The 20,711-nt window shown below is 68.3% G+C and carries 17 protein-coding genes, 1 tRNA gene and 1 other RNA gene; 12 read left to right on the top strand and 7 right to left on the bottom strand.

Translation table 11 applies throughout. From position 1 onward, the window contains the following. Positions 1-2 precede the first annotated feature (2 nt). The 3 genes from EV379_RS13345 (at position 3) to EV379_RS13335 (ending at position 4,582) form a co-directional block, all read left to right on the top strand. Positions 3-1,283 carry a D-arabinono-1,4-lactone oxidase gene (locus EV379_RS13345; RefSeq protein ID WP_130506563.1) on the top strand — a complete coding sequence of 427 codons (1,281 nt, stop codon included), beginning with the start codon at positions 3-5 and terminating at the stop codon, positions 1,281-1,283. A gap of 94 nt (positions 1,284-1,377) precedes the next feature. Beyond that, positions 1,378-2,673 carry a saccharopine dehydrogenase family protein gene (locus EV379_RS13340; RefSeq protein WP_130507481.1) on the top strand — a complete coding sequence of 432 codons (1,296 nt, stop codon included), beginning with the start codon at positions 1,378-1,380 and terminating at the stop codon, positions 2,671-2,673. Positions 2,674-2,719: 46 nt separating this feature from the next. Beyond that, on the top strand, positions 2,720-4,582 hold the full coding sequence (locus EV379_RS13335; protein ID WP_130506562.1) for a helicase HerA-like domain-containing protein: 1,863 nt from the start codon (positions 2,720-2,722) through the stop codon (positions 4,580-4,582). A gap of 6 nt (positions 4,583-4,588) precedes the next feature. Here EV379_RS13335 and EV379_RS13330 read toward each other — a convergent pair whose 3' ends face one another. Both EV379_RS13330 and EV379_RS13325 read right to left on the bottom strand, forming a co-directional pair. Next, entirely contained in the window at positions 4,589-5,203 is a 615-nt protein-coding gene (locus EV379_RS13330; protein ID WP_130506561.1) for a TetR/AcrR family transcriptional regulator, read from the bottom strand. Continuing rightward, on the bottom strand, positions 5,203-6,975 hold the full coding sequence (locus tag EV379_RS13325) for a glycoside hydrolase family 3 protein (protein WP_130506560.1): 1,773 nt from the start codon (positions 6,973-6,975) through the stop codon (positions 5,203-5,205). Before EV379_RS13325 ends, EV379_RS13330 begins: the two co-directional genes overlap by 1 nt. A 251-nt stretch (positions 6,976-7,226) precedes the next feature. Between EV379_RS13325 and EV379_RS13320 the strand changes: the two genes are divergently transcribed. The 3 genes from EV379_RS13320 to EV379_RS13310 are packed head-to-tail and all read left to right on the top strand — an operon-like array spanning position 7,227 to position 9,993. Continuing rightward, positions 7,227-8,525 (top strand): MFS transporter, encoded by a 1,299-nt coding sequence (locus EV379_RS13320; RefSeq protein WP_165397366.1) that lies wholly within the window; start codon positions 7,227-7,229, stop codon positions 8,523-8,525. Next, positions 8,522-9,307: a tyrosine-protein phosphatase gene (locus tag EV379_RS13315; RefSeq protein WP_130506558.1), complete on the top strand. Its 786-nt coding sequence runs from the start codon at positions 8,522-8,524 to the stop codon at positions 9,305-9,307. The genes EV379_RS13320 and EV379_RS13315 overlap by 4 nt, the downstream gene beginning before the upstream one ends. A gap of 23 nt (positions 9,308-9,330) precedes the next feature. Further along, positions 9,331-9,993 carry a GNAT family N-acetyltransferase gene (locus EV379_RS13310; protein ID WP_130506557.1) on the top strand — a complete coding sequence of 221 codons (663 nt, stop codon included), beginning with the start codon at positions 9,331-9,333 and terminating at the stop codon, positions 9,991-9,993. Here the strand turns inward: EV379_RS13310 and EV379_RS13305 are convergent. The 3 genes from EV379_RS13305 to EV379_RS13295 all read right to left on the bottom strand — a co-directional run bounded on the left by EV379_RS13305 (position 9,990) and on the right by EV379_RS13295 (position 11,798). Beyond that, on the bottom strand, positions 9,990-10,886 hold the full coding sequence (locus EV379_RS13305) for an aminoglycoside phosphotransferase family protein (RefSeq protein ID WP_130506556.1): 897 nt from the start codon (positions 10,884-10,886) through the stop codon (positions 9,990-9,992). The genes EV379_RS13310 and EV379_RS13305 overlap by 4 nt on opposite strands. A 50-nt stretch (positions 10,887-10,936) precedes the next feature. After that, complete coding sequence (locus tag EV379_RS13300) at positions 10,937-11,494, bottom strand: hypothetical protein (RefSeq protein WP_130506555.1); 558 nt, start codon at positions 11,492-11,494, stop codon at positions 10,937-10,939. 216 nt (positions 11,495-11,710) lie between these two features. After that, positions 11,711-11,798: transfer RNA gene (locus EV379_RS13295), tRNA-Ser, on the bottom strand. A 117-nt stretch (positions 11,799-11,915) separates the two neighbouring features. Here EV379_RS13295 and ffs point away from each other — a divergent pair. Further along, positions 11,916-12,012, top strand: an RNA gene (gene ffs / locus EV379_RS13290) — signal recognition particle sRNA small type. A gap of 158 nt (positions 12,013-12,170) precedes the next feature. Here ffs and EV379_RS13285 read toward each other — a convergent pair. Further along, positions 12,171-12,917, bottom strand: a complete 747-nt coding sequence (locus EV379_RS13285) for a FadR/GntR family transcriptional regulator (protein WP_242616380.1) — start codon at positions 12,915-12,917, stop codon at positions 12,171-12,173. A gap of 189 nt (positions 12,918-13,106) precedes the next feature. Between EV379_RS13285 and EV379_RS13280 the strand changes: the two genes are divergently transcribed. The 4 genes from EV379_RS13280 to EV379_RS13265 all read left to right on the top strand — a co-directional run bounded on the left by EV379_RS13280 (position 13,107) and on the right by EV379_RS13265 (position 17,524). Further along, positions 13,107-14,351 carry an aminotransferase class V-fold PLP-dependent enzyme gene (locus tag EV379_RS13280; protein ID WP_130506554.1) on the top strand — a complete coding sequence of 415 codons (1,245 nt, stop codon included), beginning with the start codon at positions 13,107-13,109 and terminating at the stop codon, positions 14,349-14,351. Between the two features lie 61 nt (positions 14,352-14,412). Then, the gene (locus tag EV379_RS13275) at positions 14,413-15,708 is read left to right on the top strand and encodes an ABC transporter substrate-binding protein (RefSeq protein WP_130506553.1); all 1,296 of its coding nucleotides are present in this window, start codon (positions 14,413-14,415) and stop codon (positions 15,706-15,708) included. 8 nt (positions 15,709-15,716) lie between these two features. Then, the gene (locus tag EV379_RS13270; RefSeq protein ID WP_130506552.1) at positions 15,717-16,691 is read left to right on the top strand and encodes a carbohydrate ABC transporter permease; all 975 of its coding nucleotides are present in this window, start codon (positions 15,717-15,719) and stop codon (positions 16,689-16,691) included. Next, a complete protein-coding gene (locus EV379_RS13265; protein WP_130506551.1) occupies positions 16,688-17,524 on the top strand; it encodes a carbohydrate ABC transporter permease in 837 nt (278 codons plus the stop codon). The genes EV379_RS13270 and EV379_RS13265 overlap by 4 nt, the downstream gene beginning before the upstream one ends. Before the next feature lie 68 nt (positions 17,525-17,592). On the opposite strand, the gene EV379_RS13260 is transcribed toward EV379_RS13265, so the two are convergent. Further along, the gene (locus EV379_RS13260) at positions 17,593-19,968 is read right to left on the bottom strand and encodes a transketolase-like TK C-terminal-containing protein (RefSeq protein ID WP_242616379.1); all 2,376 of its coding nucleotides are present in this window, start codon (positions 19,966-19,968) and stop codon (positions 17,593-17,595) included. A gap of 209 nt (positions 19,969-20,177) precedes the next feature. Between EV379_RS13260 and EV379_RS13255 the strand changes: the two genes are divergently transcribed. Then, complete coding sequence (locus EV379_RS13255; protein WP_130506549.1) at positions 20,178-20,651, top strand: Lrp/AsnC family transcriptional regulator; 474 nt, start codon at positions 20,178-20,180, stop codon at positions 20,649-20,651. The last annotated feature ends 60 nt before the right edge of the window (positions 20,652-20,711 follow it).

Below are 20,711 nucleotides of genomic sequence, written 5' to 3'. Positions count from 1 at the left end.
CCATGGGCACTGGACAGAACTGGGCAGGCAACCTGCGCTACTCGGCCACGACCGTGCACGAGCCGCGCGAGGCTGCAGAGGTGCAGCGTCTGGTCGCGGATGCCGCGGCCGGCGGTGTCGGCGTGCGCGCGCTCGGCAGCCGGCACTCCTTCAACGACATCGCAGACAGCGACGGCGTGCTGATCTCCACGCGCCTGCTCGCCGGAGAGATCAGCTGCGATGCTGAGGCGGACGCGGGGAGGGCCGGCACCGTCGCGGTCGGCGCCGGCATCCGCTACGGCGAGCTCGCGCTCGCCCTGCAGGAGCGGGGCCTCGCGGTGGCGAACCTGGCCTCGCTGCCGCACATCTCGGTTGGCGGGGCCGTCGCCACCGGCACGCACGGCTCCGGCGACGCCGTCGGTTCGCTCGCGACCGCCGTGCGCGGGATCGAACTCGTCGACGGCACGGGCGCCGTGCGCGTGCTGCGCGACGGTGACGCCGACTTCGCCGGCGCCGTCGTCAGCCTCGGTGCGCTCGGGATCGTCACGCGCGTCACCCTCGCCGTCGAGCCGGCCTTCACCGTCGCGCAGACCGTGTACGAGGGGCTGAGCTGGTCGGCGCTGCTCGCGGACGTCGGCGCGATCACGGGTGCAGGCTACAGCGTGAGCGTGTTCACCCGCTGGAACGACGACGGTCCGGATCAGGTCTGGGTGAAGCGGCGCGAGTCGGCCCCCGGAGAAGAGGCCGACGCGGTGCTCGCGGCCGGCGCCGTCGCCGCACCGGAGCCGCGGCATCCGCTGCCCGGGATCTCGGCCGAGAGCTGCACGGAGCAGCTCGGGGTGCCTGGGCCGTGGTTCGAACGGCTGCCGCACTTCCGGCTGGCGTTCACCCCGAGCAATGGCGCGGAGCTGCAGAGCGAGTACCTGATCCCGCGCCAGCACGCGGCGGAGGCGATCACGGCGTTGCGCGCGCTCGGCGACCGCATCCGGCCGCTGCTGCAGATCTGCGAGCTGCGCACCGTCGCCGCAGACGAGCTCTGGCTGAGTTCCGCGTATCAGCGCGACACGCTCGGCATCCACTTCACCTGGCTGCAGCACCAGAGCGAGGTGGAGGCGTTGCTGCCCGTCATCGAGGCGACGCTCGCGCCGTTCTCCGCTCGCCCGCACTGGGGCAAGCTGTTCACCCAGACGACGGCCGCGATCGCGCCGCTCTACCCGCGCCACGCCGACTTCGTGGCGCTCGTCGCCGCATACGACCCGCACGGGGTGTTCCGGAACGACTACCTGCGCCGGGTACTGCTCTAGCCGCCGCCTCGCGTTTTACGACGGTTGCTGGATATCTGTCCGAGCGAGGCAGTAGCGTCGGAGCATGAACGAAGACGGTGTTGTCTCAGGCGGTATGCGGGTGCTTCTGATCGGCGCGGGGGGAGTTGGCGACGCCATCGCGAAGATCGCGGCCAGGCGCAGCTTCTACGAGGTCATCGTGGTGAGCGACTACGACGAGTCCAGGGCCGAGCGGACCATCGCCTCCATCGCGGCGCGGCACGGTGCGGATGTCGCCGCGCGCTTCATCGCGGAGCAGCTCGACGCCTCTGACCCCTACGGCGTCGAATCCCTGGCGCGGGAGCACCGCATCACGCACGTGATGAACGCCGTCGAGCCGAAGTTCGTGCCGACCATCTTCGCCGGAGCGCTCGCGGCCGGAGCGCACTATCTCGACATGGCGATGAGCCTCAGCGAGCCCCACCCGAGCGACCCGCACCGGCGCACAGGAGTCAAACTCGGCGACGACCAGTTCGCGCAGAACCCCGACTGGGAGCAGGCGGGTCAGCTCGCCCTCGTCGGCATGGGCGTCGAGCCCGGGCTCAGCGACGTCTTCGCCCGCTACGCCAGCGACCACCTGTTCAGCGAGATCGACGAGCTCGGCACCCGCGACGGCGCCAACCTCGTCGTCCGCGACGACGACGGCAACGAGATCTTCGCGCCGTCGTTCTCCATCTGGACCACCATCGAGGAGTGCCTCAACCCGCCCGTGATCTGGCAGAAGGAGGAGGGCTGGTTCACCACCCCGCCGTTCTCGGAGCCCGAGGTGTTCGTGTTCCCCGATGGCATCGGCCCGGTGGAGTGCGTCAACGTCGAGCACGAGGAGGTGCTGCTGATGCCGCGCTGGCTCGCGGCCAAGCGCGTGACGTTCAAGTACGGCCTCGGCGCCGAGTTCATCGGTGTGCTGAAGACGCTGCACCTGCTTGGACTCGACTCGACGACGCCGCTGCGGGTGCGCGGGGCGGATGCCGATGGCGTGCGCGGCCCCGTCGAGGTCGCGCCGCGCGATGTCGTGGCCGCCTCGCTGCCCGACCCGGCCTCGATCGGCCCGCGGATGACGGGCAAGACGTGCGCCGGCGTATGGGTGACCGGCATCGGGGTCGACGGCCAGCCGCGCGAGGTCTACCTCTATCACGTGAGCGACAACGAGTGGACGATGCGCGAGTACGATGCCCAGTGCGTTGTCTGGCAGACGGCGCTGAACCCGGTGATCGCGCTGGAGCTCCTGGCCGGCGGCGTGTGGGCGGGCAGCGGGGTGCTCGGGCCGGAGGCCTTCGACGCCGCGCCGTTCCTTGAGCTGATGGCGCGCCCGCTCGAGGAGGGCGGCTACGGCCAGGCGTGGGGCCTCGAGGAGCGCACACCGACGCGCTGAGCCATCGATGCTGCAGTCTCGGCTGGCGGCTAACTAGGCTGTGGCCATGACAGACGATGCCGTCAACTCAGCCCAGATCAGCGCAGCCCAGAACGCCGCGGCTGCCGCCGCCGAAGCAGCGAAGGTGCTGCAGGCTCAGGCCGAGGAGGCCATCAAGAAGGCGCAGGATGCCGCGGCCGCCGCGCTCGCCGCAGCCGAGGCCGCAGCGGCATCCGCTGCCGCTGCCCCGGTGGTCGAGCCTGTCGAGACCCCAGCGGTTTCGACAAGCTCAACCGGCGGGGAAGGCCCACTCGACGCCGCACAGATCGAAACTATCCGAGCGGGTTACGCCTTCGAGGGTGCAGCGCTCGAGATGGGCGCGCTCGTGAACGACGAGGCGATGCCCGGCGTGCAGGTGCGGATTCCGTTGGCGATGACGAACAGGCACGGCCTCGTCGCCGGGGCGACGGGAACCGGCAAGACCCGCACCCTGCAGGTGCTCGCCGAGCAGCTCTCCGCCAACGGCGTCGCGGTGTTCGCCGCCGACATCAAGGGCGATCTCTCCGGCATCGCGACGGCGGGGGAGGGCAACCCCAAGCTGCTCGCGCGCACGGAGGGGATCGGGCAGGAGTGGACCCCAGACAGCTTCCCCGTCGAGTACTTCTCGCTCGGTGGCGTCGGCAAGGGCGTGCCGATCCGCGCCACAATCGCGGGCTTCGGCCCGATCCTGCTGAGCAAGGTGCTCGGTCTCAACGACACCCAGGAGTCGAGCCTCGGCCTCGTCTTCCACTACGCCGAGAAGTCCGGGCTGCCGCTGCTCGACCTCACAGATCTGCGCGCGGTGCTCGCCTATCTCATCAGCGACGACGGCAAAGCGGAGCTCAAGGAACTCGGCGGGCTCTCCAGCGCCACCGTCGGCGTGATCCTGCGTGAGCTCATCACCTTCGCCGACCAGGGCGCAGACGTCTTCTTCGGCGAGCCGGAGATCGACACCGCCGAGTTCCTGCGCACCGCAGCCGATGGGCGCGGCATCATCAGCCTGCTCGAGGTGCCAGGCGTGCAAGACAAGCCGGCCCTCTACTCGACCTTCCTCATGTGGCTGCTGGCCGACCTCTTCAACGACCTGCCGGAGGTCGGCGACCTCGACAAGCCCAAGCTCGTGTTCTTCTTCGACGAGGCGCACCTGCTGTTCGCGGACGCCTCGAAGGACTTCCTGTCCCAGATCACCCAGACGGTGCGGCTGATCCGCTCCAAGGGCGTCGGAATCTTCTTCGTGACGCAGACGCCGAAGGACGTGCCTGGCGAGGTGCTGGCGCAGCTCGGTTCGCGGGTGCAGCACCAGCTGCGGGCGTTCACACCGGATGACGCCAAGGCGCTGCGGGCGACCGTGTCGACCTACCCGAAGTCGGGCTACGACCTCGAGGAGACGCTGACGATGCTCGGCACCGGCGAGGCCATCGTCACGGTGATGAACGAGAAGGGCGCGCCGAGCCCCGTCGCGTGGACGCGCCTGCGCGCGCCGCAGGGCTCGATGTCGCCGTCGCCGGATGCCGCCATCGACGCCGCCGTCGCGGCGTCCCCGTTGCTGGCGAAGTACGGCACGGCGCTCGACCGTGACTCGGCCAGGGAGATGCTCACCCGCAAGCTCGCGGATGCCGCGGCCAAGGCCGACGCCGCCCAGCAGGCCGCCGACAAGGCGACAGCCGACGCCGAGTACGCCAAGATGCAGCAGACGATCGCCGCTGACCAGGCCAAGGCCGAGAAGAAGGCGCAGGCCGAGTACGACCGCCTGATGAAGCAGACCTCCGGCACGGCGCGCTCGACGAAGAAGCAGAAGACGGTGCTCGAGGAGGTGCTGGGCTCCAGTGCGACGAAGTCGGTGCTCACGGCCGTGATCGGCGGAATCTTCGGCACCCGCAAGCGCCGCTAGCCGCGTTCAGGCGCGGATTCGCTCATACAGCCCGTTGGCGGCGGCGGTGAAGGTCGCCTCGTAGTCGATCCGGTCTGGCAGCGTCGACCACTGGTCGCGGATGCCCTCGTTGAGCGCCAGAAGCTCCAGCACCACCTGTTGGGCATCGACACCCTGAGCGATCTCCCCCTGCTCGATTCGCTGCTCGATGAACGGAACGAACGCATCCAGCGCCGCCTCCAGCGAGCGCTGGCTGCGGCCCTCCACGGGGTGGCCCTCGATGCGTGATGCCCCGGTGAGCATGACGCGGAACCGCAGCAGATCGGGCTCCGCGGCAGCCACGTGCACGGTGCCGATGATCGCGTCGAAGAGCTGCCTGACCGTGTCCATCGGCAGGCGGATCGACTGGTAGACCTCCTCGCGGCGTTCGACCACGGCCATGAACAGCTCCTGTTTGCTCGCAAAATGGTGGAAAACGCCCGCGTCGGTCACCCCCGCGGCTCTGGCGATGTCGGCGATGCGCGCCGACTCGTAGCCCTTGCGGCCGAACTCGCGAGTGGCGGCCGCAAGGATCGCCAGACGGCGGGCGTCGCCGCGCGCCACACGTTTGTCGGTCTCGGGAACGGCGTCTGCTGTACTCATCACTTCGACCATACGAGACCGAAGCCGAATCGGAAGAGCGGATCGACGGTGTCGAATGGTACGTCTTCCCGCGAGGCCTCCACCGCTGCCATGGAGCGGGGGATGTCAAGGGGCAGCCGGCCGGAGGTCGCCGCCGCGCCGGTCACGGCGTCAAGAAGCACCTCGTCATCCACCCCGAATGTGCCCACGAGGGTGATCGGCAGCGCCGCGAGCGGGGTGAGCACGGCCGCTCGCTCGAGAAACACGTCAACGACCGTCGGCACCCGCGCGGCGATCGCCCTGATGTGCTCGATGGTGGATGACGCAAAATCGAGGCTCCCCTGGTGGAAGCCCTGCTCGAGCATTCCCTCGCGGGGCTCGAACGGCGCCGGAATGCGCAGGATTGCGACATCCGCGTCGCCGATGTCGTCGACGGGCGTTGCGCGCCGGGCGAGAACGTCGCGGTCGACACCCTCCGCGTAGACCCGGGTGCCGGGCGTGATGGCAAGCGGCGCGCCCTGGAGCGCGACGACGGATGCCCGCTGTACGCGGCGTGCGAGCGCGCGGTGTTCCGGGGTGGCGATCCGCTCCCGGATGCTGCCGACGTCGGCGGCCCCGTGGTTCGGCTCGCCACCATGGGGGTCGCCGAGGAGCCCGAGCCGGCCCTTCTCGCGCAGCACCCGGCGCACGGATTCGTCGATCCGCTCCTCCGAGATCAGCCCACGCTCCAGCGCCTCCAGCATCGGTGCCGGGTCGTCTTCTCCGCCGAGCTGATCGACGCCAGCGTCGAAGAGGCGGGCGACGCGCTCGGCTGGGCTCGCCTGCAGCATTCCCCATGCGCGCACCGGGAACTCGATCCCGAGCCTCGGCAGACGCATGCCGGTGACGATGTTGAAATCGGTGACGACGACCCCGTCGAAGCCGAGCCGCTCGCGCAGCACCTCGGTGAGAATCCGCCGTTCGAAGGCGAAGCCGACCTCGTCGTAGTCGAGTCCGAGCGGGGCCGCGTAGCCGGGCATCACGCGCACAACCCCGGCCTGCACGGCGGCGGCGAACGGTGCCAGGTGCTCGTCGAAGCGCCCTCCTGGGTAGACGGTGTGTGCCCCGCGCTCGAAATGGGAGTCCTCGCCGCCCTGCTGCGGCCCGCCACCCGGGAAGTGCTTCACTGTCGCGGCGACACCGGCGTCCTGCAGGCCGGCGATATAGGCGGTCACCATCTCGGATGCCAGTGCCGGGTCCTCGCCGAACGTGCCTGCGACGCGCCCCCAGCGCGGCTCGGTCGCCAGATCGGCCATCGGGTGCAGCGCGATCCGGATCCCGGCAGCCTTCAGCTCCTCACCCATCATGCGCGCGGCCTCGCGAACAAGCTGCCGGTCGCACGTCGCGGCCAGGCCGATCGGCTCGGGCAGCACGGTGAATCCTCCGCCGCTCATCGCCACCTGCACGTTGCGGTTGCGGCCGTGCATGGGATCGGCGGCCACCGAGACCGGAATGCCGAGACGGGTGGATGCCGCCAGCTCCCGCACGTGGCCGCCCCATCGAGCCAGCTCGTCGATCGGCGCGGCGTTCATCAGGGTCAGGTGGGTGACGTGCCGCGAGCGGATCAGCTCGGTGGTCGCCGTGAAGCCGAACGGCGATTCCCCGTCGGTGCCCTCCCACAGTGTGCCGCCCGCGCCAGCAACCACCCGGGCCACGAGTAGGCTGCCCACCTTCTCCTCCAGCGTCATCGCAGACAGAACCGACTCGACGCGTTCGTCGCGGGCCTGTTCGGGCGCAGTGGAGAGGTCGATCATGGTGCTCCTTCGTCTCGGCCGCACGCGGCGCTCCGCCCCAGTAGATCACAAACCTAGTGACGACTTGGCAACTTTCTGGTGAACGATTGCGCCGGGAACGCCCGGCACCGTATGGTCAGCAGAAGTTAACCTAGTTGCCACTAGGTCTTTGACTGCGGCACGAGAGCGTTTGGTCCAATGAGGGATCAATCAGACCGAGGAAGGTTTCCATGCCCAACACCGTTGACGCACCGTCACGTACACGCGTACCCATGTCGCGCATCTATCTGTTCGCGCTCATCGAGCTCGCCACACTGGGTGCCATCATCACGCCACTCGTGGTCTCGCTGTCTCTGAAGGTGCTGCAGTTGGTGCCGGAAGCCGAGAAGGAGGGGGCGCTCGGAATCGTCGCCGCGCTCGGTTCCCTTGCTGCGCTCCTGGCCAACCCGATCTTCGGCAGCCTCTCCGACCGCACTCGCAGCCGCTTCGGCCGGCGCCGGCCCTGGCTCGTCGCCGGCGTGGTCGGCGGGCTTCTGGCATCCGTGCTGCTTGCCGTCGCGTCGAGCCTGCCCATGATGATCCTCGCCTGGGTGCTGGCCCAGGCCGCCTACAACGCCACGCTGGCCTCGCTCTCCGCGCTGCTCGCCGATCAGGTTCCCGAGGAGCAGCGCTCGAAGGCATCCGGGATCTTCGGCGCTTTCGGATTCCTCGGCATGGTTCCCGCCATGCTCGTTGCCGCATTGTTCGCCTCGAACCTCACGGTCGTGATGCTGGTGATGCCCGTCTTCGCGGTCGTGGTCGTCACGATCATCTGCTTCGTGATCCCCGACCCGCCTGTCGAACGGCAGGATGCCGGGAGTCGCTCGATCGGCCAGATCTTCTCCGCGTTCCTGTTCAACCCGTTCAAGGTCCCGGCCTTCACGCTGGTCTGGGTGCAGCGCGCGACCATGCAATTCGGGTACACGGTGGTGTCGACCTTTGGCCTGTTCTACCTGATGATCCGTCTGAGCATGGATCAGACCGGAGCGGCGAGTCTGACCTCCATCGCCACCCTGGCCGGTGCAGCACTCAACGTCGCCGCGGCGTTCGGCTGCGGGTATCTGGCCTCGCGCCGGGGCAACTATGCGCCGTTCGTGATCGGCTCGGCCGCCCTCATGGCCGTGTCGCTCCTGATGAAGGCGTTCACCGATGACCTCGCGGTGTTCTGGATCAGCACGGCGCTCGCCGGATTCGCCCTCGGTGCCTACTACGCCGTTGACCTCGCACTGGTGATGCGCACGTTGCCGCTGGGCGAGGAGGGCAAGTACCTCGGCATCTTCAACATTGCCAAGACGCTGCCGCAGTCGCTTGCACCGGCCCTCGCCCCGCTCATCGTCCTCATCGGCGGCAGCGATCCGATCGCCGGCGGCGACAAGAACTATGCAGCGCTCTACATTGTGGCGGCCATCGCTGTGCTCGGTTCTCTGCTCACCCTGCCCGGCCTGCGCGGCGTGCTCCGCCGCGCGGACTACGAGCGGGGGCGCGCGGCCGCCACGGCATCCACGATCACCGAGAAGGAGTCGGTCGCGTGAGCTCCTTGATCGGCGGAACATACAACGCTCGCGACACCGGGGGCATGCCGCTGACCGCGGGGGGAGCGACGAGGCCCGGCGTGCTCCTGCGCTCCGACGCGCTCGGCACCGCCAGCGACAACGGGCTCGCGCAGCTGGCGGCCACGCCGATCGGGGTGATCGTGGACTTCCGCACCGACAGCGAGCGGCAGCAGGCCCCCGATCGCCTCCCGGCGAGCAGAACGATCCGTATCGTCGAACTCCCGCTCTTGGAGGGCGCACTGGCCGGGCCGGCCCCCTCTGATGGCCCCGTCTCAACCGAGGCGATGCGCGCGGCGCTCGAGCAGCTTCCGACGATGCCGGAACTCTACGTCGGGATGTTGGAGCACGCCGGCGAGGCGTTCGCCCAGCTCGCCCGTCTCGTCGCCCGGCCCGCCGACCCCCGATTCCCCGCCGTGCTGGTGCACTGCACGGCAGGCAAGGACCGCACGGGGGTCGCCACTGCGCTGTTGCTGGATACGGTCGGGGCCCGGCGGGAGGCGATCGTCGCCGACTACGCGGCAAGCGAGGCGAATCTGGCTGGCCGCTGGGCGGACGGCATGCTCGCGCGCCTCGGAGCCATGGGCGTTCCGCTGTCGCCTCGACTGACCGAGCTGGTGACTGCCACGCCACGTTCGGCGATCGAGGCGGCGCTCGCCTGGCTCGACGAGCGCGGCGGATCGGCCGCCTATCTGCGCCGCGCGGGACTCAGCGAGCAGGAACTCGGTGAGCTGCGCGAGCGCATCACCGGCTCACCGTCCTAGCGCGCACGCGGGAGAATGGGTGCATGCTCGAACTGCGCCCGTACCGTCCAGCCGACCGAGCCGCCGTCTACGAGATCTGCGTGCGCACGGCGGATGCCGGGGCCGACGCCACTGGCCAGTACAGCAGCGACGATCTGATGCCCGACGTCTACGCCGGCCCGTATCTGGAGTATGCGCCTGAGCTCGCCACGCTCGTCGTCGACCGCCCGGATGCCGGCCAGGGGGAGTCAGCGCAGGGGGAGTCCGCGCCAGAGCGGGTGCTCGGCTACATCATCGCCGCGGCCGACACGCGTGACTTCGTGCGCTGGTACGGGGAGCGCTGGCTGCCGCGGTTCGCTGAGCGCTACGCGCCGGCCGGCGAGCCGGCATCCGTCAGCGCCGCAGAGCGCACGGTCATCGCTGCCGGCCTGCACCCGGAGGCGCCGCCGGCCGACGAACTCGCGGCGTTCCCCGCCCACCTGCACATCAACCTGCTGCCGGAGACGCAGGGTCTCGGCCTCGGCCGCACGCTGATCGCGACGCTGCTCGCACAGCTGCGCGCGCTCGGGGTGTCCGGTGTGCACCTCGGCTACGCGCCGCTCAACAGCGGAGCGGCGGCGTTCTACGCGCGGCTGGGCTTCCGGCCGTTGCCGTCGGGGAGCGAGCAGGCTCCGCGCGTCGGTATCTCGACGGCGGCGGAGCTCTAGAGCGCGCTGTCCAGCAGGATCCGTGTCGCAGCCTCGCCGATGGCGACCGTCGCCAGGGCATCGGCAGAGCCCGCGTCGTCGGCTGTGGCGAACCAGGTTGCCGAGAGGGCGGTCCACGCGATGGTCCAGCGCAGCAGGCGGTCGGCGTCGATCCCGGACGCCAGCGCCACCGTCTGCACGCGCCGCCGCAGTCGTCGCGGTTCTGCCGACTGCGCGCGCGACGGGTTGCAGAGCATGTTGGCATAGTCGAACTCGGCGGCGCCCAGCAGGCCCTTGGGATCGATCGCGAGCCAGCCGCGATGATCGAAATCAAGAACATTGCCGTGATGGATGTCGCCGTGCAGCGGCACGGCCTCGGCCTGTTCATCGAGCAACTCGGCCGCCAGATCGGCGCCGCGCAGATAGCTGCCGCCGAGGTCATCGGCGTGCTCGAACAGTTCGCCGAACCACGAATCGAGTGGAACGAGCGTTGGTGGCGGGCTCGGGCGCGGCACGTGCAGGACGGCAACGCTGCGGCAGAGCAGACGCAGTGCGTGGTCGTCATCCGCGGCGGACGGCCCGAGCGACATCGCAGCCAGTGAGCGGCGGCCGCGCGCCCGCTCCAGCAACACTGCGTCCTCGTCGTGCCGGTATACGCCTGCCGCCCCTCGGCCGTCCCACCAGCGCTGGAGGGCGAAGCCGGCCCGTTCCTCGTCGCCGGCCGCCGAGGCCCTGGCGAGCTTCAGCATTGCCGGCCGGCCGTCACCGGCATCGCTCAGGACCGGCTGCAGCAGGCTGCTCGCGGTCGCGAATGCCGCGCCATCCGGCCGGAGCCGCCAGCGCTTGAGGCGCTCGAGCAGGCGCGCGGTGTCAGCGGCTTCGAGGGTGGGCTTCCCTGCGGCGTCTGCGGTCATTGTGCTCTTCGTGGACTCGGGTGGGTGTGCGGTGCTGCGGAGCGTGGGGCTCAGCGCCGGGCAAAGCCGGCGCGACGCTCGTGCCAGTAGAGCAGGGCCGCGTTCTCGCGCATGAACTCGTTGATCGGCTGCGGTTCGTCGATGATGGTCGCCGGCGCCCCGAGGATGTCGAGCACTTTGCGCATGTCGGCGGCCGTCCAGTAGCGGCCGCGCATGCGCACAAGCGTGTTGCCGTCGTGGCCGACGATGAAGAGCTGGTTCTCGGTGTCGAGGGTGTGCCCGCGGTAGAACGACACGAACAGCACGTACTCGACCTCGTCGCGCGGGATGTACCGGCGCAGACCGCCGAGGCCGCTCTCGCGCACGCCCGCTGCGGAGACCGTGATCGATGTCCGGTAGAAGATCGAGCCGAAGAGCACGAGGAGGCCGACAACGAGAACCTTCGCAATGACGATGATCATCCACGTGCCACTCGGGATCGTCAGCCAGTAGAGCACGGCGAAGATGGGGACCAGCAGTGCCGCCGCAGCGAGAATCGTCTGCGTGAACACCTGTTCCCGCGGTCGAAAAGTCTCGCCCCCCGGATCGTCGGCGCGCGCTCGATTCATTGCAATTCCCCCCGTGCATGCGCCAGAGGCATTCCTCCAGCGCATACACCCGAGCGTATTGCGGATTGGCGCGAAGCGCACCACCGGGGTTACGTCTGGCTACCTCCCGGGACGAATTCTTTCGGGCAGAACGGTGAACGGATGCCGTGCGCCGTCGTTTCCAGCCGAAAACTAAACCGGCCCCGAGCATCTTTCGATGGTCGGGGCCGGAATTGTTGGCGGAGAATGGGGGATTCGAACCCCCGAGGGCTTGCACCCAACACGCTTTCCAAGCGTGCGCCATAGGCCACTAGGCGAATTCTCCAGAAACTCTCTCGGAAGAAAGCAACTCAGAGAATCTTATCTGATCGAAAGGGTGCTTCGTGCCACCACCCCCTGAGCGAGGTGGACGCGAGCACTCCCGCGACACGGTAAACTATTCAACGACTCCTCGCGTGGCGTCATCCAGGCCAACTCCCCCAGGACGGAAACGTAGCAAGGGTAACCGGGCTCTGGCGGGTGCGCGAGGGGTCCTTTTCGTTAAGCCGACCCGTGCAAGGGTAACCGGGGCTGTGTCAACGCCCGAGGTGCGCGAGGGGTCCTTTTCGTTAACTCGACCCGCGCAAGGGTAACCGGGGCAGTGTCAACGCCCGAGGTGCGCGAGGGGTCCTTTTCGTTAAGTCGAAGGCCCAGCAGCTCAGTCGGCGGTGATCGGGCCCGGCTTCGCGGCCGGCCTGTGCTCACGTGCCCAGCGCTCGGTCTGCAGCACGTGAGTCGCGGCCGCTGTCGCGGCGTTCGCCGGGTCGCGCGCTATCAGCGCAGCGAGAATCTCGCGATGCGAGTGGTCGCTCTGGGCCTTGATCTCCGGCCCGGCCGGCAGGTCGAAGAGCTGGTACGAGCGCGAGCGGGATCGGAACACCCGCAGGAGCACGGCGATCGTCGCGTTCTGGGCGAGCGCGGTGACGCCCTCGTGAAACTGCGAGTCCAGATCGGATGCCCGCTCCTGGTCGTCGGTCTGCTCGAGCGCATCGAGGATCGCGCCGAGTTCGTCCGCAGCGGCATCCGTCATGTTGGCGGCGGCCTGCGCGGTCGCGTGCGATTCCAGCACGCGCCTCGACTCGAACATGTCGATGAGTCCCTCGAGGGGCATCAGCCCGACGGTGAGTCCGAGCGCGCCGATGATGTTCGCGGGTTCCAGCGCGGAGACGTAGGTGCCTGAGCCGTGCCGAGACTCGATCACGCCGAGCGCGCCCAGCATGCGCACGGCCTCACGCAGCGAGCCACGGGACACCTGGAGGCGGTCGCAGAGCTGCGCCTCGGAGGGGAACTGCTGACCGGGCTGCAACTCGCCGGAGGCGATCATCTGCCGCAGGCCGTGGAAGGCGTTGTCGATAGCGCTGATGGTGCGCCTCCTTGTGCGAATGGTGCGTTCGGCCGCTGGCATAGATGCGTAGGAACAGCATAGGGCCAGAAAGTGATCAGATGAGTGGGTAGTTATCTGACGACTTCCTGTATATGCTCCACTAGGTCGGCAGTTGTTCGCAGATTTGCAGCAAGTCATCCAATAACTTGATGTGACTCGGCGGCGGGTGCCGCATACCGCCCTCGCAACACACAAGGATGTGACACCTCGATGACCTCGACCAATGCGCCAAGCACGCACCCCGCCGCGCTTGCCCCGAGCCCGCTCACTCTGCCTGGCGGTGCTCCGGCCGCCGAGGCGTGGACTCTCTCCGACAGCGCACTGCACATCAACCACGGTTCCTTCGGCGCCGTGCCCCGGGTCGCCCAGCAGCACCAGAACGCGCTGCGCGCGGAGATGGACGCGGACCCCGTGGCGTGGTTCTCCTTCCTGCCAGAGCGGATCGGCGCGGTCCGGCATGACATCGCCGCCTTCGTCGGTGCGCCGGCCGAGCACACCGCCATCGTGCCGAACGCCAGCGCAGGAGCCACCGTCGTGTACTCGAGCCTGACGATGGAGCACGGCGCGGAGATCGTCGTCACCGATCACGGCTACGGCGCCGTCACCATGGGGGCCGAGCGCATGGCGCGCCGCTACGGCGGCACCGTGCGCACCGCGCGTGTTCCACTGGACGCGACGCCGGCCGAGGCGCACGACGCCGTCATGGCGGTCTGCTCCGACAAGACCCGGCTCATCGTGATCGACCACATCACCTCGGCGACGGCACGCTTCATGCCCGTGGCCGAGATCGCGGCATCCGCACGGGAGCGCGGAATCGTCACACTGGTCGACGGCGCCCACGTGCCCGGCCTGTACGACAACCCACTCGACGGCGTCGACTGCGACTTCTGGATCGGCAACCTGCACAAGTTCGCCTGCGCCCCGCGCGGCACGGCAGTGCTCCTCGCCCCGACGGAGTTGCGCTCCGAGCTCTACCCACTTGTCGACTCCTGGGGCGCTCCGCTCGAGTTCCCCGAGCGCTTCGACACCCAGGGCACCCTCGACCTCACCAGCTACCTGGCCGCGCCGACCTCGACCGGCTTCATCGCCGACACCTGGGGCTGGGGCGAGGCCCGCCGCTACATGACGGAGCTCGCCGACTACGCCGAGGACATCGTCACGGCCGCCTTTGCGGAGCGCACGGGGTTCGACCACCGCGTCGATGTCGGCGCCCCGGTCAGCGCGCTGCGCCTCGTGCGTCTGCCGGACGGGCTGGCCGAATCGCACCCGACCGCGGATGCCCTGCGCAACCGGGTCGTCAGCGAGTTCAACATCGAGGGCGCATTCACCAGTTTCGGCGGGGTCGGCTACTTCCGCCTCTCCACGCACGTCTACAACACGGCGGCCGACTTCGAAGACTTCGTAGAGCGCATGGTTCCGACGCTCTGCGATTGGGCACGTGATGCCGAGCGCTGAGCGCACGCGTCCACACCTGCACACATCACGGACCACAGCACGCACAACGAAACGAGGAGACATGACGAAACGGAAACTTCTTGCCGGTCTGGGCTTCGGCCTGGTGACTGCTCTTGCGCTCAGCGGCTGCTCAGCCCCTGCAGGCGATGGCCAAGTCACGCTCCAGATGGTTGAGAGCCTGACAAGCCCCGCACGCACCGAACTGCTCGACAAGCTCATCGGCGAGTTTGAAGAGCAGAACCCCGGCATCACCGTCGAGCTGATCTCACCGCCAACCGACCAGGCCGACCAGAAGATCCAGCAGATGCTGCAGTCGGGGTCCGGCGTCGACGTGCTCGAGGTGCGCGACCTGACCGTCGGCCCGTTCTCGGCCAACGGCTGGCTCAGCGACATGACGACGGAATTCGAGGGCTGGGACGGCTGGGACTCGCTCACCAGCAACGCCCAGAACGTGGCCACCGCCGGCGGCAAGATGTACTTCGTGCCGTACGGCTTCTACGGCATCAGCCTGTTCTACCGCACCGACATGGTCAAGGATGCCGGCTTCGACGGCGCCCCGCTGAGCTGGGACGACCTCGTGGATCAGGCGACCGCGATCCAGGACCCGGCAGCCAACCAGTACGGCTACGCCTTCCGCGGCGGCAAGAACGGCTACACCAACGCCGTGCTCGCGATCTCGGCCTACGTCGCCGGTGACATCGACGTCACCAACGCGTACAAGCTGAAGAACGGCGACTCGATCTTCTCCGCACCGGAGGCGCTCGAGGCCATGGACACCTACCTGACCCTGTTCAAGCAGGCCTCGCCGCCGTCATCCGTTGCCTGGGGTTACCCCGAGATGGTGGAGGGCTTCACGAACGGCTCCACCGGCTTCCTGCTCCAGGACCCCGAGGTCATCGCGGCCGTCAACGAGTCGAAGGCGATCACCCCTGAGCAGTGGACGACCGCGCCGATGCTCGTCGGCCCCGGCGGCAAGGCCATCCAGCCGCTGGCGACGGCGGGCTGGGGCACGGCTGAGGCCAGCGAGCACAAGGCCGAAGCGGCCAAGCTGATCCAGTTCCTCAACTCCGGCGACGCGTCGATCGAGTTCACGCAGACGAACAGCCTGGTGCCGATCCTCACCGGAGCAGCCGACGACCCGTTCTACAAGACCGGCGCGTGGGAGAGCTACCTCTACATGAACGAGAACCCGGAGGTCTACATCACCGCCGAGCAGCCGCGTGGCGTCGCCTGGTTCACCGAGTGGGCGGACAAGGCCGACTCCGAACTGCAGCAGGTGCTGATCGGCCAGATGACGAACAAGGAACTTCTCGCCAGTTGGGACTCCTACTGGACCGAGAAGTGGGCGGCTGAGTAGAAACCACCATGTCTGGTCAAACCACGACCGCGACAGGGCGCCCGTCCACACGGGCGGGCGCCCCCAGCGCGGCTCCGCACAAGTCCACCCGCCGGCGCGCGTTCAGCACGCGACGCGGGCTGGTCATCCTCGCATTCATGCTCCCGGCGATCATCTTCGTGGCCGTGTTCACCTACTACCCGATGCTCGCCGGCTCGCAGATGGCCTTCCGCAACTGGAACCTGAACAACCTGTCGAACACCGACTGGGTCGGGCTGGGCAACTTCCAGAAGATCTTCGCCGACCCCAACTTCTACGTGATCCTCGGCAACTCGGTGCTCTGGGTCGTGGCGTCGATCATTCCGCAGTTCATCATCGGCTTCGCGCTGGCGCTGTGGCTGCGCCGCAAGTTCGTCTTCCGCGGCGTCTACCAGGCCCTCATCTTCTTCCCGTGGGCGATCTCCGGATTCCTCATCGGCATCCTGTTCCGCTGGATGTTCAACGGTGAATTCGGCGTGATCAACGACTTGCTGATGAAGGCCGGTCTGATCGACACGGCCATCCCGTGGCTGGCGGAACCCGGAACGGCCATGACCGCCGTGATCATCGCCAACACCTGGTACGGCGTCACCTTTTTCGCCATCATGATCCTCGCCGCGCTGCAGTCGGTGCCAGACGAGGTGTACGAGGCGGCGGCTCTCGACGGCTCAGGCAAGGTCCGCACCCTGTTCAGCATCACGATCCCGTACATCAGCACGACGCTGGCACTGACCGTGCTGCTCCGCGTGATCTGGATCTTCAACTTCCCCGACATCATCTGGGCGATGACCGGTGGCGGGCCGGCCAACCAGACCCACATCATCACCACCTGGATGATCTCGATCACCCAGCGCGGCGACTACGGGCAGGCCTCGGCCCTCGGCCTCATCGTCATGGTGATCCTGTTGGTGTTCTCCGCGTTCTACCTGATGGCCATTCGTGAGAAGAAGGGGGCACGGTCATGATCAACCGAGAACTACCGGCGGCGAAGACCGTCAGAATCGCCTTCCTCGGGCTGTGGCTGATCATCTCGCTCTTTCCGCTCTACTGGATCCTGATCACCTCGTTCAAGACCCCCGGCGCGATCTTCAGCTACCCGCTGACGTACTGGCCGGAGGAGTTCTCGCTCGAGAACTACGTCTCGCTGTTCGAGAAGTCGAACTTCGCCACATACGTCGTGAACAGCCTGCTCGTCTCGACCGTGGCCGCCACCGTCGCGACGCTCATCGCGATGCTCTCCGCCTACGTGCTGGCGCGCTTCGAGTTCCGGAGCAAGGCGGCCGTGCTGATGGCCTTCCTGGTGACGCAGATGATCCCGGCGTTCATCGCGCTGGGTCCGCTCTACCTGATGATGGTGCAGCTGAAGCTCGTCGACAATCGCTTCGGCCTGATGCTCATCTACGTCGCCGTCTGCATCCCGTTCAGCACGATCATGCTGCGCGGATTCTTCGCGAACATCCCGGATGCGCTCGAAGAGGCCGCGATGATCGACGGGTGCTCGCGCTTCGGTGCGCTGTTCCGAGTGATCGTTCCCGTGATGAAGCCCGGCATCATCGCCGCGTTCATCTTCAACTTCGTGAACTGCTGGAACGAGCTGTTCCTCTCCGTCACGTTGATGAACAAGGACGAGAACAAGACGATCCCGACCGCGCTGAACGGCTTCATCTCGAGCTTCACCATCGACTGGGGCTCGATGTCGGCCGCCGCCGTGCTGACCATCGTGCCGACGATGGTGTTGTTCGCCTTCGCCAGCCGCTACATCGTGCAGGGGCTGACCGCCGGCGCCGTCAAGGGCTGACCGCACACACGAAACTGGCCGCCACCCCTCGGGGTGGCGGCCAGTTTCGCGTTGGGGGACCTGTGCTGTCAGCCTTGGGCGATGCCGCGCAGCACAGCCCGGACGATGGATGCCGCGTCGATGCCGTGGTAGCGGTACACGCTCTCCAGATCACCGGACTGCCCGAGCTTCGAGACGCCCAGGTGGGCAGACGGCACGCCGTTCACGCCCGCCAGGAACGAGAGGGTGTGCGGGTGGCCGTCGAGCACGGTCACGAGCGGCGCCGCTCGGTGCGCAGGCAGGATGTCGCGCAGGATCCACTCCCCGGCATCCGCTCCGCCCGACTGAACGGAGCCCTGCCCGGTCCTGGCCTGCAGCGCCTCGAAGAGCAGCCCGGCGTTGGTGACGCAGAGGACGTCGACGTGCACGCCGGCCTCGGCCAGGGTGTCCCTGGCGGCAATGGCCTCCGGCACGAGCGCGCCCATCGCCGCGATCGTGGCGTGCGGCGGCTGATCGCTGTGCGGCGAACGCAGCAGGTAGCCTCCGGCCAGCACCTGGCGACGGCGGAGCTCCCTGGCCTCCGGCAGGGCAGGCACAGCGGCCAGGTCCTGCTGCACCGGCCGGGTCGAGAGGCGGAGGTAGGCGGAGCTGCCACCGGGAACGCCGATGCGCCGAATGCATTCCAGCAGCATCCACTCGACCTCGAGGGCGAAGGCCGGCTCGTAGCTCAGCAGGCCCGGTTGCTGCAGCCCGATGGCCGGGGTGAGCAGCGACTGGTGGGCGCCACCCTCGGCGGCCAGCGTCACGCCGGATGGTGTTCCGACCAGGATCGACTGCCCACCTGCGTACATGCCGAAGGTCCAGGGTTCGAGGGCGCGGGCGATGAACGGGTCGTAGACGACGCCGATGGGGACGAGCGGGAAGCCCCAGCGGCTCCACGTCGCGCCGAGCTCGCCGAGCAGCCCGACGAGGTTCGTCTCGGCGATGCCGAGCTCGATGTGCCGGCCCTGAGCGCTCTCCTCCCAGTGCAGGATCGTCTCCGGGTCGTCGTCAAACCAGTCCCGAGACGGGGCGGCCGACCACACCTTGGCCTTGTTCACCCAGCCGCCGAGGTTCGTGCTCGAACTGACGTCGGGGCTCACCGTGACCACGCGCTCGGCGATGTCAGGCGCCCGCCTGGTGAGGTCGAGCAGGGTGCGGCCGAGCGCCGCCTGGGTGGTGCTGGTGCCGCGCGGCACCCAGCCGAGGTCGCTCGGCGGGGTGAAGGCTCCGGCAGCGGGAACGGGCTCGCGGCGCAGCTGGGCCGCGCGCTCCGCCGAGAGCCTGCCCTCGGCCGTGTCGGGTTCGAACAGCTGGAACGGCCGGGCGGGGTCCATGCCGACGGATGCCGCATACTGCTCGAACTGGGTGGGGTTCAGCTGCGCGGAGTGGTTCTGCGGGTGCCCCTCCATCGGCAGGTTCCTGCCCTTGACGGTGTACGCGAAGATCACCGTCGGCCGCTCGTCGTCGATGGCTTCGAAGGCCTGGCGCAGCGTGTCGTGGTCGTGCCCGCCCAGATTGCCGACCGCCGCACGCAGCTCGGCCAGCCCGACGTCGCTGAGCAGCGCGCGCAGGTCCTCCCAGCTGTCGGCGCAGATCCGATCCACCAGTTGCTCGTCTGAGCTGCGGAGCAGGCGCTGGTACTCGGGGTTCGTCATGGTGTCGATGCGTGCGCGCAGGCGCTCGCCGCCCTGGCGCGCGAAGAGCCCATCGAGCAGCCGACCGTACTTGGCAACGAGAACCTGCCAGCCGGCGGCCTCGAACATGGCGGAGAGCTTCGTGACGCTGACGGCCGGGACAACACGGTCGAGCGACTGCCGGTTGAAGTCGACGATCCAGACGAGCTCGCCGAGGTGGGCGACGGCCGGGTCGCCCATGGCCTCCCAGATCGCGCCCTCGTCGAGTTCGGCGTCGCCGATCAACGCGTACTGCCTGCCCGTTCCGGCCCGGCCGCCGTGGTCATCGACGTAGCGGCGGGCGATCGCGCCCCAGAGCGGCGCGGTGGCGCCGAGGCCGACCGAACCGGTCGAGTAGTCGACGGGGTCCGGGTCCTTGGTGCGGCTGGGGTAGCTCTGCAGCCCGCCGAACTCGCGGAGCCCGGCCAGCGCGGCCGGGTCGAGCTCGCCGAGGATGGCGTTGATCGCGTGCAGAACGGGGGAGGCGTGTGGCTTGACCGAGACCCGGTCGCCCGAGCGGAGTTGCTCGAACCAGAGCTGGGTCATGATCGTCACCATCGAGGCACAGGAGGCCTGGTGGCCGCCGACCTTCAGACCGAGTGGGTTCGGGCGCACGTGGTTGGCGTGGTGGATGCTCGCCGTCGACAGCCAGAGCACGCGCTGCTCGATCGCGCCGAGCACCGCATCGCGCTCGGCGAGCGTGCCCGGTTCGCTCGTCGGCGATGCTGTCTGGCTGATGGTGACTGACACGGTGACTCCTTCGTCTGTTGCGCTGTTCTGTGCTGCTCGGTTCTGTACTGCTCGGTTCTGTGCTGTACGGGTGCATGATTCACAGCGCCGTCGTGGCGCTGTGCGTCGTGTCAATCGTCCTGAGTTCATTCACAATGAACAACAGATGCACTAGATTTCAGTCAGAATGTCGCACGTGGGTGCCATGCAGGGGAGCGGAGCCAGACACAATGACTGATCGCGTGATCGATTCGACGGATGCCGCGCTGCTGCTGGCCCTGGCCGAACACCCGAGGTCCACGGCTGTCGCGCTCGCCGAGACGACCGGGCTGGCCCGCAGCACCGTGCACAGCCGCCTGAACCGGCTGGAGTCCGAGGTGCTCACCGACCCGCTGCGCCGGGTGGATCCGGCATCCGTCGGCCTGCCGCTCTGCGCGTTCATCTTTGCTCATGTCACGCAGCAGAAGCTCTCGCAGCTGCCGGAGAGCCTCGCCAGGATCCCCGAGGTGATCGAGGTGTTCGGCGTCTCAGGCGACTGGGACCTGCTGATCCGGGTGGCCGCCGCCGACGCGGACGATCTGTACCGCGTCGCGGACCTCGTGCTGAGCACACCCGGCATCGAGCGCACCTCGACGGTGCTGGCGATGAAGCACATGATGCCCTACCGCACCCAGCCGCTGATCGAGCGGCTTCGGGCCCGCTGACGCCGCTCGGCGCTTCCGCATTCGTGGCAGAGTAGACAGTGGCCGATCGCGCAGGAGCCC

This window comes from Microterricola gilva (assembly GCF_004217495.1).
Classification (GTDB): domain Bacteria; phylum Actinomycetota; class Actinomycetes; order Actinomycetales; family Microbacteriaceae; genus Microterricola; species Microterricola gilva.
The sequence above is the reverse complement of the archived record's forward strand: the minus strand, read 5'-3'. Positions and strand labels throughout refer to the sequence as shown.